The organism is Streptomyces sp. NBC_01352 (genome assembly GCF_036237295.1).
GTDB classification, from domain to species: Bacteria; Actinomycetota; Actinomycetes; order Streptomycetales; family Streptomycetaceae; genus Streptomyces; species Streptomyces plumbiresistens.
Window position 1 is genome coordinate 3,790,255 of record NZ_CP108354.1, and the last position, 15,928, is coordinate 3,806,182.

Sequence of the window (15,928 nt, forward strand, 5' to 3'; positions counted from 1 at the left end):
TACCGGTGAGCCGAGTCCGATTCTTTCACGTCCGGCAGGTGGGCGCCGCATCCGATCCTGACGGGCGCCTTATCTATCGTGGGAGGTATTGTCAAGAGGGTTTGTCAAGAGGGTTCCGCTCACCTCGGTGGGCAATTTTTATGACAGCACCGAGAGCGACCCAGGAACCAGTCAGAAAGCCACCCACGAAACGGAGAGCACGCGTGACCCGCAGCGTGTACGTGACCGGTATCGACCGCGGCGACGGCCGTCAGGTCGTCGAGCTGGGGGTCATGGAACTCCTGACCCGGCAGGTGGACCGGGTGGGTGTGTTCCGTCCCCTTGTCCACGACGACCCCGATCGCCTGTTCGAGCTGCTCCGGGCCCGCTACCGGCTGTCCCAGGACCCGGGCACCGTCTACGGCATGGACTACCACGAGGCGTCCGCCCTGCAGGCCGAGCGCGGCGCCGACGAGCTGGTGTCGACGCTGGTCGACCGCTTCCACCGGGTCGCGCGGGACTACGACGTCGTCCTGGTCCTCGGCACCGACTACGCAGACACCCAGTTCCCCGACGAGCTGTCCCTCAACGCCCGCCTGGCGAACGAGTTCGGCGCCTCCGTGATCCCGGTGGTCGGCGGCCGCAAGCAGACCGCCGAGTCCGTGCTCGCCGAGACCCGCAACGCCTACCGGGCGTACGAGGCCCTCGGCTGCGACGTCCTCGCCATGGTCACCAACCGGGTCGCCCGCGAGGACCGGGACAAGATCGCCGAGCAGCTCGACAGCCGGCTCCCCGTGCCCTGCTACGTCCTGCCGGACGAGCCCGCCCTCTCCGCGCCGACCGTCGCCCAGGTCTCCCACGCGCTGGGCGCCAGGGTCGTCCTCGGGGACGACTCGGGGCTCGCCCGGGACGCGCTGGACTTCGTCTTCGGCGGGGCGATGCTGCCGAACTTCCTGGGCGCCCTGACCCCGGGCTGCCTGGTCGTCACCCCCGGCGACCGTGCCGACCTGGTGGTCGGCTCGCTGGCCGCGCACAGCGCCGGCACCCCGCCGATAGCGGGCGTCCTGCTCACCCTGAACGAGGTGCCGAGCGACGCCGTCCTGACCCTCGCCGCCCGCCTCGCCCCCGGCACCCCGGTGCTCTCGGTGCCCGGCAACAGCTTCCCCACCGCCGCCGAACTCTTCTCCCTGGAGGGGAAGCTGAACGCGGCGACCCCGCGCAAGGCGGAGACCGCGCTCGGCCTCTTCGAGCGGTACGCCGACACCGCCGAGATCGACCGGCGCGTCTCCGCGCCGAGCAGCGACCGCCTCACGCCGATGATGTTCGAGCACAAGCTCCTGGAGCAGGCCCGCTCGGACAGGCGCCGCGTCGTGCTGCCCGAAGGCACCGAGGCGCGCGTCCTGCACGCCGTCGAGGTGCTGCTGCGCCGCGGGGTCTGCGACCTCACCCTGCTCGGTCCGGTCGACCAGATCCGCAAGAAGGCCGCCGACCTCGGCATCGACCTGGGCGACGCCCAGCTGATCGACCCGGCCACCAGCGAGCTGCGCGACTCCTTCGCCGAGAAGTACGCGGCCCTGCGGGCCCACAAGGGCGTCACGGTGGAGCTGGCGTACGACGTCGTCTCCGACGTGAACTACTTCGGCACGCTGATGGTCCAGGAGGGCCTCGCCGACGGCATGGTGTCGGGCTCGGTGCACTCCACGGCCGCGACGATCCGCCCCGCCTTCGAGATCATCAAGACCAAGCCGGACGCGGACATCGTGTCGTCCGTCTTCTTCATGTGCCTCGCCGACAAGGTCCTCGTCTACGGCGACTGCGCGGTGAACCCCGATCCGGACGCCGTGCAGCTCGCCGACATCGCCATCCAGTCGGCCGCCACCGCCAGGCAGTTCGGTGTGGAGCCGCGGATCGCGATGCTGTCGTACTCGACCGGTACGTCCGGCTCGGGCGCCGACGTGGACAAGGTGCGCGAGGCGACCGAGCTGGTGCGCTCGCGGCGGTCCGACCTGAAGATCGAGGGACCGATCCAGTACGACGCCGCCGTCGAGCCGTCGGTCGCCGAGACCAAGCTGCCGGGCTCCGAAGTCGCGGGCCTGGCCAGCGTGTTGATCTTCCCGGACCTCAACACCGGCAACAACACCTACAAGGCCGTGCAGCGGTCGGCCGGTGCGATCGCGGTCGGGCCGGTGCTGCAGGGTCTGCGCAAGCCGGTCAACGACCTGTCCCGGGGCGCGCTCGTCCAGGACATCGTCAACACGGTCGCCATCACCGCCATCCAGGCCCAGTCCCCCGCTCCGTCCTCGAACGAGAAGGCCACCGCCCAGTGAGCTCCACCCGTGTCCTCGTCCTCAACTCCGGCTCCTCGTCGGTGAAGTACCAGCTGCTCGACATGCGGGACAGCAGCCGGCTGGCCGTGGGCCTCGTCGAGCGCATCGGCGAGGAGAGCTCCCGGCTGAAGCACACGCCGGTCGAAAGCGGGCGGACCCGCGAATGGACGGGCCCGATCGCCGACCACGAGGCCGCCCTGAAGGCCGTGGCGGAGGAGCTGTCGAGGGACGGGCTCGGCCTCGACTCCCCCGAACTGGCCGCTATCGGGCACCGGGTGGTGCACGGCGGCAAGCACTTCACCGAGCCGACCGTGATCGACGACGCCGTACTCGCCGAGATCGAGCGGCTGATACCGGTGGCCCCGCTGCACAACCCGGCCAACCTGACCGGCATCCGTACGGCCCAGGCGCTGCGCCCGGACCTCCCCCAGATCGCCGTCTTCGACACCGCCTTCCACACCACGATGCCGGAGTCGGCCGCCCGCTACGCGATCGACGTGAAGACCGCCGACGAGCACCGGATCCGGCGCTACGGCTTCCACGGGACCTCGCACGCATACGTCTCCCGGGCCACGGCGAAACTGCTGGGGAAGTCGCCGGACGAGGTGAACGTGATCGTGCTGCACCTCGGCAACGGGGCGTCCGCGTCCGCCGTACGGGGCGGGAAGTGCGTCGACACCTCCATGGGGCTGACGCCTTTGGAGGGACTCGTGATGGGTACGCGCTCCGGAGACATGGACCCGGCCGTCATCTTCCATTTGATGCGCGTTGGCAAAATGTCCACGGACGAGATCGACACTCTTCTCAACAAGAAGAGCGGATTGATCGGCCTGTGCGGGGACAACGACATGCGGGAGATCCGCCGCAGGGTCGATGCGGGTGACGAACAGGCACAGCTGGCCTTCGACATCTACATTCACCGCCTGAAGAAGTACATCGGCGCCTATTACGCGGTGCTCGGCCGGGTGGACGCGATCGCGTTCACGGCCGGGGTCGGCGAGAACGCGGCGCCGGTGCGGGAGGCCGCCGTGGCGGGCCTGGAGGAGCTGGGGCCGGTGGTGGACGGCGAGCTGAACGGGATACGCAGTGACGAGCCGCGGCTGGTCTCGCCCGCCCACGCGCGCGTGGCGGTCGCCGTGGTGCCGACGGACGAAGAACTGGAAATCGCCACCCAGGCTTATGCACTGGTGAAAAAGAACAACTGAGCACCCACCCGCCCATTTGTATCTTCCGCCAGACGGAATATTCCGTAGCGAAACAAACCGATAGGATCGCCCCATGCGCCGTTCGAAAATCGTTTGTACTCTCGGCCCCGCGGTCGACTCCCACGAGCAGCTCGTTGCGCTGATCGAAGCCGGCATGAACGTGGCCCGCTTCAACTTCAGCCACGGCACGCACGCCGAGCACCAGGGGCGGTACGACCGCGTCCGCGCCGCCTCCAAGGAGACCGGCCGCGCCATCGGCGTCCTCGCCGACCTGCAGGGCCCGAAGATCCGCCTGGAGACCTTCGCCGAGGGTCCGGTCGAGCTGGAGCGCGGTGACGAGTTCGTCATCACCACCGAGGACGTCCCCGGTGACAAGCAGATCTGCGGTACGACCTACAAGGGCCTGCCCGGTGACGTGACCAAGGGCGACCCGATCCTCATCAACGACGGCAACGTCGAACTGAAGGTCACCGAGGTCGCGGGCCACCGGGTCAAGACCATCGTGATCGAGGGCGGTGTCGTCTCCGACCACAAGGGCATCAACCTCCCCGGCGCCGCCGTGAACGTGCCGGCACTGTCCGAGAAGGACATCGATGACCTGCGCTTCGCGCTGCGCATGGGCTGCGACATGGTCGCGCTGTCCTTCGTGCGGGACGCGAAGGACGTCGCGGACGTCCACAAGGTGATGGACGAGGAGGGCCGCCGGGTCCCCGTCATCGCCAAGGTGGAGAAGCCGCAGGCGGTGCAGAACATGGAGGACGTCGTCGCGGCGTTCGACGCCGTGATGGTGGCCCGTGGCGACCTGGCCGTCGAGTACCCGCTCGAGAAGGTCCCCATGGTGCAGAAGCGCCTGATCGAGCTGTGCCGGCGCAACGCCAAGCCGGTGATCGTGGCGACCCAGATGATGGAGTCGATGATCACCAACTCCCGTCCGACCCGCGCCGAGGCCTCCGACGTGGCCAACGCGATCCTGGACGGCGCGGACGCGGTCATGCTGTCGGCGGAGTCGAGCGTGGGCGCGTACCCGGTCGAGACGGTCAAGACGATGTCGAAGATCGTCACCGCGGCCGAGCAGGAGCTCATGTCCAAGGGCCTGCAGCCGCTGGTCCCCGGCAAGAAGCCGCGTACGCAGGGTGGTTCGGTCGCCCGTGCCGCCTGCGAGATCGCCGACTTCCTCGGCGGCCGGGGCCTGGTGGCCTTCACCCAGTCCGGCGACACCGCCCGCCGCCTCTCCCGCTACCGCGCGGTCCAGCCGATCATCGCGTTCACCACGGACGAGGGCACCCGCAACCAGCTCACGCTCAGCTGGGGCGTCGAGTCGCACGTCGTGCCGTTCGTGAACAGCACCGACGAGATGGTCGACCTGGTCGACCAGGAGATCACCAAGACCAACCGCTTCAACCCGGGCGAGATCGTCATCATCACCGCCGGCTCGCCCCCCGGCGTCTCCGGCACCACCAACATGCTCCGGGTGCACCACCTGGGCGAGGCCGCCCGCGACTGACCCTCCGGGCCCGCCAAGGGCTTTGTACGGCGCTGAGGGCGCCCCCTGTGGCCAGGGGGCGCCCTCAGCTGTGTGCGGCTCCCGAACGGGCTTGTGGCGGCCGTGGCGGCCTCAGTCGGTGGTGTACTGCTGCATCCCGGGGATCTGCAGCGTTCCGCCGAACTGGGCGGCCTGAGTGATCTTCACGTTGGTGAAGTAGATCAGCGGGATGTTCAGCGGCGGCGGGTGCTCCGGGTCGAACGTGATCGGGATCAGGCCGAAGAGGTTGCCCGAGATGCTCTCGGTGTACATCACCGTGTCGCCGTCGGTGATCGTGGAGGTCGAGCCCTTCTCCGCCTGCACGTGGTAGGTCTTGCCGAACTCCTTGACCAGCTGGTGCAGGTCGCCGATGTCGGTGCCGTCGGAGACGACGTACTTCAGGACCTTCTTGATCTTGCCGCTGGCCGTCTTCACCTCGACGACGCCCTGGTAGTCCGCGCCCTTGAGCGTCAGCGAACTGGCCTCCAGGTACCAGGGGTTGTCGGCCACCAGCACCTTGTTGTCGACGTCGCCCTCGGCCTCGGTGGCGACCGGGCAGTCCTCGGCGGCCGTGGTGGAGCTCGCGGAGGGGCTGGGCGTGGCCGTGGCGTCAGCGGCGTCCTCGGCCGCTTCCTCCACCGCCTTCGTGGTGTCCTCGGCCGCCTCGGACGCCGTGTCGGTCGTGTCCTTCACGGTGTCGTCGACCGTGCCGGTGACCTTCTCGGTCGTGTCCTTGACGGCGTCGGAGGTGTCCTTGTCCGTGCTCTCCGACGCGGAGGCGGAGGCGGAGGGCGTCGCCGACGGAGTCGGGCTCGCGCTCTCCGACGCTTTGTCACCACCGGTGAAGATGCCGGTTATCGCGTCGCCTATGTCCTCCAGCAGGTTGCCCCCGCTGTCGGACGGCGAGGGGCTCGCCGTGGCGGTGTCGCCGGAGGAGGAGTTGCCCTCCTTGCTCGGCGAGGCCGAGGCGGACGGGGTGGGGTCGACCTTGTCGTCGGAACCTGAATCCGGCGAAGAGGCGTCACCCGAGCCCGAGTTCGAGTCCGAGGATGCGGAGGCAGAGGGGGACGGCTCGGCCGACTCACCCTTTTCCTCGTCCGTCGACGCCTCGTCGCTCGACGAGGCGGACGGCGACGGCGTGGGCGACGCGGACGCGCCGTCCTCGTCGATGGCCGCGAGGCAGTCCTTGTACTCGTCGGCCGTGAGGCTCTTCGAGCTCGGCTGCTCGTCGGCGAGGGCAAGCGTCGGCGTGAACCCGATGCCCATGAGGACCGCCGTCGGCATCGCCGCCATGGCTATCGCCTTGCCGGCCGGCATGTGGAACCTGGTGAACAGCGGCTTCTTGGGCGCCGCGTGACGGGGCCCCGTTCTGACCCCGGTCGACACCTCGGGGCCCGCGCCATGGCTTTCGTCAGCCGACACGGTACCCCCCGTTCGAGTCGGCGGCGGCAGCTTCGGGTGTCCGGTCCGCCGGTCCGTCGGTCGCGGGGTCGTGCGCGTGGTACGGCGCACCCGGCTCACCCACGGCACCGTCGGGAGCGGTCTCCACGGCACCCTCGCTGGAGGGGCCCTGCTCCGCCTCGTGCGGTCCGGCGCCCTCCGCCTTCGGCTTGCCCGGCGCCCACGAGACGGCGAGCGCGCCGCCGAGCATCGCGAGCAGGAAGCCGACGACGAAGCCGCCGATGTTGGAGACCACCAGCGACACCAGGGCGAGGACGATCGCCGCGACGCCCGCGAAGACGCGCGTCGCATGCTGGAACCACATGGTGAGGCCAAGCGTGACCAGCAGTACGCCGATGATGAGGGAGCCGGCACCCGCGGTGGTCGCCATGGCGACCGACATGGTGCCCAACTTGAGGGTGGCGTACGGGAAGTAGGCGATCGGCACACCGCCGAGCAGGGTGAACAGACCTGCCCAGAACGGCCGGGTGCCCCGCCAGGCCCGGAATCGCAGGCGCAACCGGGCGAACGTCCCGGCGCTCTGGACCGGAGTCTCGGCACTCATGGAAAACAGCTCCCTGGGTCCGGTTGGAGTACGTACCGGCTCGGCCGTTGGCGTGGAGAAGCCGGAAAGTCTGAGTTTGGTGTCCGCCGTCGGGCGGCGGACGAGCATGCGGGGCGGAGAAGCAGGTACTTCCCCGCCCCCTCGGCAGCTCAGCTGTCCGAGAGCGCCCCTACGGCCTCAGCCGTCAGAAGCACTCCATCTTGGGGTCGGTGCCGAGCTTCATCGACAGGCCGCTGAGCTTGAACGTGCCGGCCGAGGTCGCCCACGCCGTCTGCTCGACGTCCGTCAGGTCGGCCGACTCCGCCTGCTGGGCGAAGCCGCCCGGCAGCGTGGTCTTCGTGTCCTTCACGGCAGGACCACGGGTCTTGTCCTGAAGGGCCACACCGATGTCGATGTTCGTGAACTCTGCATCGGCCTCGAGCTGAGACATGTCGATGTAGAGGTTGTGCGCCGTGACCGGCTTCTTCGGGTCCCTGCCCGCGTCAAGACGAAGGTAGATCGTCTTGCCTATGAGAGGGATCTCCGTCTTGACCGACTGACACATCTTGGTCAGCGTCGCGTCGTCGAACGACGAGATGGCGACGGGAACCTGCGTCTTCTTGTCACCTGCGGTCGAGGTGTAGACGGTGTCGATGCCGCCGTACTGGGCGAAACCCTCACCGTGCAGGTCCGCGACCGACACCTTGAACTGCTGGCCCGACACACTGAACGACGCTGCCAGCGCACCCTGCGCAAGCCCGACACCCACAGCCGCGGCCGCGGCGACGCTGGGCACCATGACCACAGCGAACCGCTTCCATCTGGTCCCGCCACGCACCTGGGACTCCATATTTCCTCCTTCTCGGACGTACATCTCCTGGCCCTGACTGCCCCTGTCGAAGCGACGGCTCAGCCGGGCAGGGATGGGAGAAGTGCTACGTCCTCGGGAAGGGGAGCGCCCGCGCTCGGAGGCGCGAACCGCACCCGAATCACCGGCGATCACCCCCGAGCGACAACCACTGGTCGCGCCTGACACGCATCACGCACAACCTTGCTGGACAGGCTTCGCCGAAACGGCGAAGACCCCCCTGCCCAAGGGCCGACTCCACTGCCATCGGCCCTACTCGGTGGGGACCCTGGGTTCCCGTCGCCCCAACCGGCTGTCGGGGTACGGGATTGGACCGAGCGTCGCCGATCGTGGTCCATTCTCGCCGTCGACACAAGGGGGTTCGTTACTCGCTAGTAACGGCCGGATAACCGAACAACGACCCGCTGGTCTCGGTCGACAACGCTGGGTGTCAGATGCTCGCCGGACAAAGCCATTGATCGTTGGACAGATTCCGACAGATCAACGCCCCCGACTTACTCCAAGTAACAGCGGCCGCGATTACCAAGATTTGGTAAAGCGCGGCCGCACTGGCCCCAGATCGGCCAATCTTTCACTCGGGCATCACATGCCGTGATGTTTAGGGACTGGTCAGAACCGGGCTCCCGCCCCGGTCAGAACAGGGCGCGCGCCAGCGCCCTGCGCGCCGCCGCCACCCGCGGGTCGTCGCCGCCGACCACGTCGAACAGCTCCAGCAGCCGAAGACGTACGGCATCCCGGTCGTCACCCACAGTGCGCTGCACGGTCTGGATGAGCCGCCCGAACGCGTCCTCGACATGCCCGCCCACCAGATCCAGGTCGGCGGCGGCGATCTGCGCCTCGATGTCGGCCGGCTTGTCGGCGGCGTCCTTGCGCACCTGCTGCGGGTCGAGGCCCTGCACGCGATGGAGCAACTCGGCCTGGGCCAGGCCCAGTTTGGCCTCGCTGTTGCCCGGGTCGTCGCTCAGTACGTTCTTGTACGCCTGCACCGCACCGCCGAAGTCCCCGGCGTCCAGGGCGCGTACGGCGGCCTCGAGGAGCGCGTCGTACGGCCCCGCGGGCATCTCGGGAGCGGCCTCGGGCGCGGCACCCGGCTCGGCGTCGGGGTCGACGGTCAGACCGGTGAGCCCGAAGCGCTGCTCGGCGACCTGCACCAGCTGGTCCAGGGTCTCCCGGATCTGCGTCTCGGGGGCGGCACCCTGGAAGAGCGGCAGGGCCTGCCCGGCGACCACCGCGAAGACCGCCGGGATCCCCTGGATCCCGAACTGCTGCATCAGCATCTGATTGGCGTCGACGTCGATCTTCGCGAGGACGAAGCGTCCGTTGTATTCGACGGCCAGCCGCTCCAGGACGGGGCTCAGCTGCTTGCAGGGCTGGCACCACTCGGCCCAGAAGTCGATGACGACGGGCACTTCGGCGGAGCGCTGCAGGACATCCTGCTCGAACCCGGCCTCATCGACGTCGATGACGAGATCGGCCGGCGAGACACCACCGGCACCGCCGGCACCGCCGCCCTGCCGGGCGGCCTCGGCCCGGGCCTGCTCCGCCTTCGCCTTGGCCTCTTGGGCCGCCTTCACCGCGGCGAGGTCGACGACTCCGCTCATGGACATGTTCCGTGGCTGCATGCGTACATCCTCCCCCGTTCCCGCGCCCATGTGAAAAGCGTTGTGAAAGCCGGTCGCACTCTCCGGTGTTCGGCGCCGGGTCCCCACCCCACGCCGTGCCTGTGTGCGCCGCGCGCGTACGTCCGTCACGCGCTTTCGCTACGAGTCGTAGCGTAATGGCACGCGGTGCGTTCGGAACAGCGTGGTCCGGTGATCTCCCTCACGGCGCCACGGGAACGGCCGGTTATGGTCAGGGAATGCAGAGCCGCACTCCCGCCAGCCGTGCCGGGCGTCCGCGCAGCGCCGCCGCGGACACCGCGATCCTGGCCGCGACGCGGGAGGCCCTGGTCGAGCTCGGCTGGTCGAAACTCACTCTTGGAGACGTGGCGACGAGGGCCGGGGTGGCAAAAACAACCCTCTACCGCCGCTGGGCCGGCAAGAACGAACTCGTGGTCGACGCGGTGGCGGAACTCTTCGACGAGCTCCGCCTCCCCGACTGCGGCACCCTCGCCGCCGACATCGAGGGCGTCGTCCTGCAGTACGCGGCGATCCTGGCCCGGCCGGAGGCCAAGAGCGGCCTGATGTCGGTCGTGGCGGAGTCGATCCGGGACGAGGCGCTGCGGGAACGCATCCGGGCCTCGATCGTGGAGCGCCAGAAGCGGCTGGTCCTGGAGGGACGGGCCCGCGCACAGCAGCGCGGCGAGCTCCCCCCGGAATCGGATCCCGAGGAAGCCGCCCGCACGGTGGATCTGATCTTCGACGTGGTCGCGGGCGCGGTGGTCCACCGGACGCTGGTGAGCGCGGAACCGGCGGACGAGGAATGGGTGCGCAGCTTCGCCCGGATCCTGCTGTTCGGCCTCACCGGAGCGGGCGAGGACCATGACGCGGCTCCGCCCCCGGAGGAGGGGCCCTAGAAGCCCGCCGGCTCCATGGATCTGATCTTCGACGTCGTCGCGGGCGCCGTGGCCACCGGACGCCGGTGAGCGCGGAACCGGCGGACGAGGAATGGGTGCGCAGCTTCGCCCGGATCCTGTTGTTCGGCCTCGCCGGAGCGGGCGAGGACCATGACGCGGCTCCGCCCCCGGAGGAGGGGCCCTAGAAGCCCGCCGGCTCCATGGATCTGATCTTCGACGTCGTCGCAGGCGCCGTGGTCACCGGACGCCGGTGAGCGCGGAACCGGCGGACGAGGAATGGGTGCGCAGCTTCGCCCGGCTCCTGCTGTTCGGCCTCACCGGAGCGGGCGAGGACCATGACGCGGCTGCGCCCCGGGAAGGCGGGCCCTAGAAGCCCGCCGGCTCCGTGTACACCCCCCACTCGTCCCGCAGCACCCCGCAGATCTCCCCGAGCGTCGCCTCGGCCCGTGCCGCGTTCAGCATCGGCCCGATCATGTTGGAGCCGTCCCTCGCGGCGGCGAGCATCGCGTCCAGGGCGGCCCGCACACCGGCCTCGTCCCGGGCGGCCTTCCGCGCCCCCAGCACCCGTACCTGCTCCCGCTCCACCTCGTGACTGACCCGCAGGATCTCCAGGTCGCCGGTCACGGAGCCGTGGTGGACGTTCACTCCCACGACCCGCTTGTCGCCCTTCTCCAGGGCGCGCTGGTACTGGAAGGCCGACTCGGCGATCTCGCCGGTGAACCAGCCGTCCTCGATGCCGCGCAGGATGCCGGAGGTGATCGGGCCGATGGGGTGCTGTGCGTCCGGGTGCGCCCGCAGCCCCCGCTCCCTGATCTGCTCGAAGATCTTCTCGGCGTCCGCCTCGATCCGGTCCGTCAGCTGCTCGACGTACCACGAACCGCCCAGCGGATCGGCCACGTTGGCGACGCCGGTCTCCTCCATGAGCACCTGCTGCGTCCGCAGAGCGATCTCCGCGGCCTGCTCCGAAGGCAGCGCGAGGGTCTCGTCCAGCGCGTTGGTGTGCAGGGAGTTGGTGCCGCCGAGGACCGCCGCCAGCGCCTCCACGGCCGTACGCACCACGTTGTTGTACGGCTGCTGGGCGGTCAGCGACACCCCGGCGGTCTGCGTGTGGAAGCGCAGCCACTGCGCCTTCTCCGAACGGGCCCCGTACACGTCCCGCATCCAGCGGGCCCAGATCCTGCGCGCCGCACGGAACTTGGCGATCTCCTCGAAGAAGTCGAGGTGCGCGTCGAAGAAGAAGGACAGGCCGGGGGCGAAGACGTCGACGTCGAGGCCGCGCGACAGCCCCAGCTCCACGTACCCGAACCCGTCCGCCAGCGTGTACGCCAGTTCCTGCGCGGCCGTCGAGCCGGCCTCGCGGATGTGGTAGCCGGAGACGGACAGCGGCTTGTAGTCGGGGATGCCGGCCGCGCAGTACTCCATCAGGTCGCCGATGAGGCGCAGGTGCGGCTCGGGCTGGAAGAGCCACTCCTTCTGGGCGATGTACTCCTTGAAGATGTCCGTCTGGAGGGTGCCGTTGAGGACGCCGGGGTCGATGCCCTGGCGTTCGGCGGCGACGAGGTACATGCAGAAGACGGGCACGGCGGGCCCGGAGATCGTCATGGAGGTGGTGACATCGCCCAGGGGGATGTCCTTGAACAGGACCTCCATGTCGGCGGCCGAGTCGATGGCGACGCCGCAGTGCCCGACCTCGCCGAGCGAGCGCGGGTCGTCGGAGTCGCGGCCCATCAGGGTCGGCATGTCGAAGGCCACGGACAGTCCCCCGCCGCCGTTGGCGAGGATCATCTTGTAGCGCTCGTTGGTCTGTTCGGCGTTCCCGAACCCGGCGAACTGCCGGATGGTCCAGGTGCGTCCCCGGTAGCCGGTCGCGTACAGGCCGCGGGTGAAGGGGTACTCCCCCGGCCAGCCGATCCGCTCGAAGCCCTCGTAGCTGTCCCCTGGCCTCGGCCCGTACACCGGCTCCACGGGGTCACCGGAGAGCGTGGTGAAGTCCGCCTCACGCGTGCGTGAAGCGTCGTACCGGGCCTGCCAGCGTCGGCGGCCCTCTTCGATCGCGTCAGCGTCCATGCTTCAAATTTACTAGGACGTCCTAGTAAATGTCGATGGCTGACCGCCGTACGCAACCCGTACGGCGGTGCGGTGCGGTTACGCGCGGTGCGCTTACGCCTTGGCGACCGCCGGAGAGTCCTCGGCGGTCTTCCCCTCCAGTTCGCGGCTGATCTTCCGCTCCACGAAGAAGGCGGCCGTGGGGATCGTCCCGGCCAGCAGCACCCACAGCTGCTTGGCGACCGGCCACTTCGCCTTCGAGCCCAGGTCGAACGCGAAGACCAGGTAGACGACGTACAGCCAGCCGTGCGCGATGCCCACGACGCGGGTGAAGTCGTCCGCCCCGTCCATCTTGAGCAGGTACTTGGCGATCACGCCCAGGGTCAGCAGGACCAGCAGCACACCGGTGACGTAGGCCATGACGCGGTAGCGGGTCAGCACGGACTTTTTCATGCGTACGAGCGTAACCAGGCACTACAGGCGATCTTCCCCCGGGTCAGTCCTCGTCGAAGTCGTGCGCCGCCACCCGCAGCGGCCTCAGCATCGCGAAGATCTCCGCGCACTCCTCGGCGTCGTACACACCGAGCCCGAAGTCCATCGCCATCAGGTCGCGGGTCGCCGCCTCGACCACCTCGCGCCCCTTGTCGGTGATGACGGCGAGCGTGCCGCGCCCGTCGTTGGGGTTGGGCTTCTTGTCCACCAGGCCCGACTTCACCAGCCGGTCCACGGTGTTCGTCACGGAGGTGGGGTGCACCATGAGCCGCTCGCCGATCTTGGACATGGTGAGCTCGCCGGCCTTGGAGAAGGTGAGCAGCACGAGCGCCTCGTACCGCGCGAACGTCAGCCCGTACGGCTTGACCACCGCGTCGACCTCGGCGAGCAGGATCTGGTGGGCGCGCATGATCGAGGTGATCGCGGCCATGGACGGCACGTTTCCCCAGCGCCGCTTCCAGAGTTCGTCGGCGCGGGAGATGGGATCGAACGGAAGACTGAGGGGCTTCGGCACGGCAAAGACCTTACCGGCCGGTCACATCGTGGTCAGCCCCGTCTCGCCCTTCGGTCCGAGCCCTTCCGTCGGAGCCCCTCGGTCCGAGCCCCTCGGTCCGAGCCCCTCGGTCCGAGCCCTTCCGTCGGAGCCCCTCGGTCCGAGCCCTTCCGTCCGGCGGGCTGCCAAGGCCAGCACCACACAGCACACCGTCCCCAGCACTCCCGCTCCCGTGACCGTCGCGGCCACTCCGGCGAACTCCGCCGCCACTCCCGCGAGCGCCATGCCCACCCCCTGGATCGTCATCAGACCGGCGGTCATCAGGGTCATGGCCCGCCCGCGCAGTTCCTCCGGCACCTCCCGCACGAACCACTGGTCCAGGCCCAGCGTGTACGCCGCCCCCGCCCCCGAGATCACCAGGAGCAGCAGCGAGACGGCGAGGCCGGGGCCGGTCGCGTAGCCGAGGTACGGCAGCAACGTGCAGCAGAGCAGCGGGAGGGCGATCCGCTCCCGGGTGGCGGGACGCAGCCGGGAGCCCGCGTACAGCTCGCCGGCGATCGTGCCGACGGGCAGCGCGCACATCAGCAGGCCGAGGCCGACCGAGCCGACGCCCAGGTCGTCGGCGTACGGGGCGGCCAGCGCCTCAGGGGCGACGGAGAACATCGGGGGCAGCCAGAACATCAGGAGCAGCACGCGCACCCGCCGGTCGGCGAGTACCTGCCGGGCGCCCTTGAGGGAGTCCTTGACCAGCGCGCCGCTGTTTCCGGCGCGGGCCGGACGGCGCCGCGTGCCGAAGCGGAGCAGTGCGGCCGAGGCGCAGAAGGTACCCACGGTGATCAGCAGGGCGTGGCGCGGGGAGACGACGGTGAGCAGCAGGCCGCCGAGCCCGAAGCCGACGAGCAGCGCGCTCTGCGAGACGATCCGCAGCAGCGAGCGGCCGAGCACGAACAGGTCGCCGTCGCCCAGGATCTCGGCGAGCGTGGCCATCCGGGTCCCCTGGAACACCGGCGAGACGACGGCCACGCAGCAGCGCAGGGCGAGCAGTACGGCGATGGGGGCGCCCGGCGTCACCATCAGCGCGACGCCCGCGGCGCACACCAGGTCGCACACCACGAGCACCCGCCGGGCCGGGAACCGGTCGGCGATGCCCGCGAGCAGCGTCCCGCCGACCAGATACGGCAGGAAGCCGAGCGCGAACGTCAGCGCGCTCATCAGGGGCGAGCCGGTGAGGTCGTAGACGAGGACGGACAGCGCGACCTCGCTGACGATCAGGCCGAGCAGGGAGAGCGCGTGGGCGGCGAAGACCGTGCGGAACTCGCGGACGGTGAAGAGGCGGGCGTAGCCGGTGGGCGGTGCCGCAGGGGCCGCAGAGGTGTCCGACAGCTGTTCTGGCATGGGCAGCAGCGTGCTCGCCCGGCGGGGCGGGCCCTAGAGTTTCGGTTCAGGCCGAATGTTCGTTCAGGCCGCATGTCGTTCGGGTCGCATGTTCGTTCAGGAGGTGGCCGTGCCGTCGCGACTGCACTTCGGGGAGGACGACTTCCTCCGCTGCCGGTTCGCCGTGTCGCCGCTGTGGGAGACGCAGGAGGTGGTGCGCACGCTCAAGCGGCCCGAGCGGCACGGCTATCACGCGCACTGGCTGCGCCGGATCCGTACGGCGGCCGCCGAGCTGGACCTCGCTCCGCTGTGGCTGCTGATGCCCCGGCGCGGTCACTCGCCGGACTGGCTGTGCCCGCCGCCGACCGGACCGGCCGCCTCGTTCGAGGAGGAGATCGCCGCGGTGCGTGCGGCCGATCCGGAGGCGGCCCGGGAGGACACCGCCCGCTCGCTCGCGGACACTCCGGGCGCGCTCGGCTCGCCCCGGGGACAGACCTGGTTGCGCGATCCCGTGCGGATGGTCCGGGAGCTGTCGGATGCGCTGGAGGAGGTCTGGCACACCCTGGTCGAGCCGGACTGGCCGCGGCTGCGCGCCCTGCTGGAGGCGGACGTGGCGTTCCACTCGCGCCGGCTGGCGGAGGTGGGCCTGGGCGGGCTGCTGCCGGAGATCAACCGGCGCTGCGGCTGGAACGCGGGCACGCTGACCGTCGAGTGGCGGGGCGAGCACGAGCGGGACCTGGGCGGACAGGGCCTGGTGCTGATGCCGAGCGTCTTCAGCTGGCCGGACCTCGTCAGCAGCTTCGACCCGCCCTGGCAGCCGACCCTGGTCTATCCGGCCCGGGGCATCGGCGGCCTGTGGGCCGAGCCCACAGGCCGCACCCGCGACACGCTCGTACGGCTCCTCGGCCGCGGCCGGTCCGCCGTCCTCACCGCCCTCGACGAACCGGCCACCACGACCGCGCTCGCCCACCGGCTGGGCCTCGCGCCGTCGTCGGTGTCGGCGCACCTGACGGTCCTGCGCGACGCGGGACTGCTGACCGCCCGGCGCTACGGCCATCAGGTGCTGTACGAGCGGACGCCGCTGGGGATGGCGCTGGCGGCGGGCGGCTGATCCCCAGGCCGG

At 69.9% G+C, this 15,928-nt stretch carries 13 protein-coding genes; 5 read left to right on the forward strand and 8 right to left on the reverse strand.

What is annotated here, in order from left to right; all coding sequences use genetic code 11:
* Positions 1-203: 203 nt before the first annotated feature.
* From pta to pyk, 3 genes are all read left to right on the forward strand, one after another.
* Positions 204-2,306 (forward strand): phosphate acetyltransferase, encoded by a 2,103-nt coding sequence (gene pta / locus OG252_RS17480; RefSeq protein ID WP_266433671.1) that lies wholly within the window; start codon positions 204-206, stop codon positions 2,304-2,306.
* A complete protein-coding gene (locus OG252_RS17485) occupies positions 2,303-3,511 on the forward strand; it encodes an acetate kinase (RefSeq protein WP_266433673.1) in 1,209 nt (402 codons plus the stop codon). Before pta ends, OG252_RS17485 begins: the two co-directional genes overlap by 4 nt.
* Positions 3,512-3,584: 73 nt before the next feature.
* Positions 3,585-5,015: a pyruvate kinase gene (gene pyk, locus OG252_RS17490; RefSeq protein ID WP_266433675.1), complete on the forward strand. Its 1,431-nt coding sequence runs from the start codon at positions 3,585-3,587 to the stop codon at positions 5,013-5,015.
* Positions 5,016-5,126: 111 nt separating this feature from the next.
* On the opposite strand, the gene OG252_RS17495 is transcribed toward pyk, so the two are convergent.
* The 4 genes from OG252_RS17495 to OG252_RS17510 form a co-directional block, all read right to left on the reverse strand.
* Positions 5,127-6,455: a hypothetical protein gene (locus tag OG252_RS17495; protein ID WP_329337133.1), complete on the reverse strand. Its 1,329-nt coding sequence runs from the start codon at positions 6,453-6,455 to the stop codon at positions 5,127-5,129.
* Positions 6,445-7,038, reverse strand: a complete 594-nt coding sequence (locus tag OG252_RS17500; protein ID WP_329337134.1) for a DUF6114 domain-containing protein — start codon at positions 7,036-7,038, stop codon at positions 6,445-6,447. The genes OG252_RS17495 and OG252_RS17500 overlap by 11 nt, the downstream gene beginning before the upstream one ends.
* A 184-nt stretch (positions 7,039-7,222) precedes the next feature.
* A complete protein-coding gene (locus OG252_RS17505; protein WP_266433681.1) occupies positions 7,223-7,867 on the reverse strand; it encodes a DUF6230 family protein in 645 nt (214 codons plus the stop codon).
* A 650-nt stretch (positions 7,868-8,517) separates the two neighbouring features.
* Positions 8,518-9,507 carry a tetratricopeptide repeat protein gene (locus OG252_RS17510; protein WP_266433683.1) on the reverse strand — a complete coding sequence of 330 codons (990 nt, stop codon included), beginning with the start codon at positions 9,505-9,507 and terminating at the stop codon, positions 8,518-8,520.
* 236 nt (positions 9,508-9,743) lie between these two features.
* Between OG252_RS17510 and OG252_RS17515 the strand changes: the two genes are divergently transcribed.
* Complete coding sequence (locus tag OG252_RS17515) at positions 9,744-10,400, forward strand: TetR/AcrR family transcriptional regulator (protein ID WP_329337136.1); 657 nt, start codon at positions 9,744-9,746, stop codon at positions 10,398-10,400.
* Positions 10,401-10,766: 366 nt separating this feature from the next.
* Here the strand turns inward: OG252_RS17515 and OG252_RS17530 are convergent, their stop codons facing one another.
* The 4 genes from OG252_RS17530 to OG252_RS17545 all read right to left on the reverse strand — a co-directional run bounded on the left by OG252_RS17530 (position 10,767) and on the right by OG252_RS17545 (position 14,826).
* Positions 10,767-12,467 (reverse strand): acyl-CoA mutase large subunit family protein, encoded by a 1,701-nt coding sequence (locus OG252_RS17530; RefSeq protein ID WP_266433687.1) that lies wholly within the window; start codon positions 12,465-12,467, stop codon positions 10,767-10,769.
* A gap of 93 nt (positions 12,468-12,560) precedes the next feature.
* Positions 12,561-12,899, reverse strand: a complete 339-nt coding sequence (locus OG252_RS17535) for a DUF3817 domain-containing protein (protein WP_266433689.1) — start codon at positions 12,897-12,899, stop codon at positions 12,561-12,563.
* A gap of 43 nt (positions 12,900-12,942) precedes the next feature.
* The gene (locus OG252_RS17540) at positions 12,943-13,452 is read right to left on the reverse strand and encodes a MarR family winged helix-turn-helix transcriptional regulator (protein WP_266433691.1); all 510 of its coding nucleotides are present in this window, start codon (positions 13,450-13,452) and stop codon (positions 12,943-12,945) included.
* Between the two features lie 21 nt (positions 13,453-13,473).
* Positions 13,474-14,826: an MFS transporter gene (locus OG252_RS17545; protein ID WP_329337139.1), complete on the reverse strand. Its 1,353-nt coding sequence runs from the start codon at positions 14,824-14,826 to the stop codon at positions 13,474-13,476.
* 109 nt (positions 14,827-14,935) lie between these two features.
* Here OG252_RS17545 and OG252_RS17550 point away from each other — a divergent pair, with 109 nt between their 5' ends.
* The gene (locus OG252_RS17550) at positions 14,936-15,916 is read left to right on the forward strand and encodes an ArsR/SmtB family transcription factor (protein WP_266433695.1); all 981 of its coding nucleotides are present in this window, start codon (positions 14,936-14,938) and stop codon (positions 15,914-15,916) included.
* Positions 15,917-15,928: the final 12 nt, after the last annotated feature.

What these genes read in the sequence shown, in the direction of transcription:
- OG252_RS17530 (WP_266433687.1), bottom strand. Translation starts at nt 12,467, where the DNA reads ATGGACGCTGACGCGATCGAAGAGGGCCGCCGACGCTGGCAGGCCCGG.
- OG252_RS17515 (WP_329337136.1), top strand. Translation starts at nt 9,744, where the DNA reads ATGCAGAGCCGCACTCCCGCCAGCCGTGCCGGGCGTCCGCGCAGCGCC.
- pyk (WP_266433675.1), top strand. Translation starts at nt 3,585, where the DNA reads ATGCGCCGTTCGAAAATCGTTTGTACTCTCGGCCCCGCGGTCGACTCC.
- OG252_RS17545 (WP_329337139.1), bottom strand. Translation starts at nt 14,826, where the DNA reads ATGCCAGAACAGCTGTCGGACACCTCTGCGGCCCCTGCGGCACCGCCC.
- OG252_RS17500 (WP_329337134.1), bottom strand. Translation starts at nt 7,038, where the DNA reads ATGAGTGCCGAGACTCCGGTCCAGAGCGCCGGGACGTTCGCCCGGTTG.
- OG252_RS17510 (WP_266433683.1), bottom strand. Translation starts at nt 9,507, where the DNA reads ATGCAGCCACGGAACATGTCCATGAGCGGAGTCGTCGACCTCGCCGCG.
- OG252_RS17535 (WP_266433689.1), bottom strand. Translation starts at nt 12,899, where the DNA reads ATGAAAAAGTCCGTGCTGACCCGCTACCGCGTCATGGCCTACGTCACC.
- OG252_RS17505 (WP_266433681.1), bottom strand. Translation starts at nt 7,867, where the DNA reads ATGGAGTCCCAGGTGCGTGGCGGGACCAGATGGAAGCGGTTCGCTGTG.